Origin of the sequence: Pseudomonas tremae, from assembly GCF_001401155.1 — a bacterium.
GTDB classification, from domain to species: Bacteria; Pseudomonadota; Gammaproteobacteria; order Pseudomonadales; family Pseudomonadaceae; genus Aquipseudomonas; species Aquipseudomonas tremae.
This window is the reverse complement of record NZ_LJRO01000218.1, coordinates 1-682: the sequence shown is the minus strand read 5'-3', so window position 1 is coordinate 682 and position 682 is coordinate 1. Positions and strand designations below refer to the sequence as shown.

General features: G+C 59.2%; 2 protein-coding genes. Both read left to right on the top strand.

The window, feature by feature from the left end; genetic code table 11:
* Nucleotides 1–438: PUA domain-containing protein (locus ALO43_RS15485; RefSeq protein ID WP_328586978.1), on the top strand; the 438-nt coding region annotated here is incomplete at its 5' end.
* Between the two features lie 25 nt (nt 439–463).
* Nucleotides 464–682 (top strand): CreA family protein (locus tag ALO43_RS15480; protein ID WP_174518503.1); only part of this gene is annotated, 219 nt, incomplete at its 3' end.

The following is a 682-nucleotide window of genomic DNA, read 5'->3' as shown; positions in this document are numbered from 1 at the left end:
GCCGCACGGTCCGGTGCGCATACCGTGATCGTCGGCGGGCGTATCGAGCGCGTGCTGGCGCGGCTCAAGGGTGGCGAACGGCTGGGAACATTGCTCTCTCCAGAGCGCGAAATGCTTGCGGCGCGCAAACAATGGCTGGCTGGCCATCTGCAGACTCGCGGCACGCTGGTGCTGGACGATGGCGCAGTTTCAGCGCTGGCCAGGGATCACAAAAGCTTGCTGCCGGTGGGCGTCAAGCTGGTGCAGGGCAGCTTCCGGCGTGGCGAGATGGTCGTGTGTGTCGCTCCGGATGGGCGTGAGATCGCTCGTGGCCTGAGCAACTACAGCGCTATCGAGGCGCAGAAGATTATCGGTCACTCATCCGAAGCAATTGTACGTGAGCTGGGCTATATGGCCGAGCCGGAACTGATCCATCGGGATAATCTGATTCTCGTTTGATCAACGTTATTTAAAGGAAGATTCAATGCGCGTCATCAACGGTTTTCTGGCTGCTTTATTGTTTGTACCTGTGCTGGTCTCGGCCGAAGAGATCGGTCAGGTATCGACGGTGTTCAAAATGGTGGGGCCTAACGACCGGATCGTTGTCGAAGCGTTCGATGATCCCAAGGTCGACGGAGTGACCTGCTACCTGTCGCGCGCCAAGACGGGCGGGGTAAGGGGTGGGTTGGGTCTGGCCGAAGAT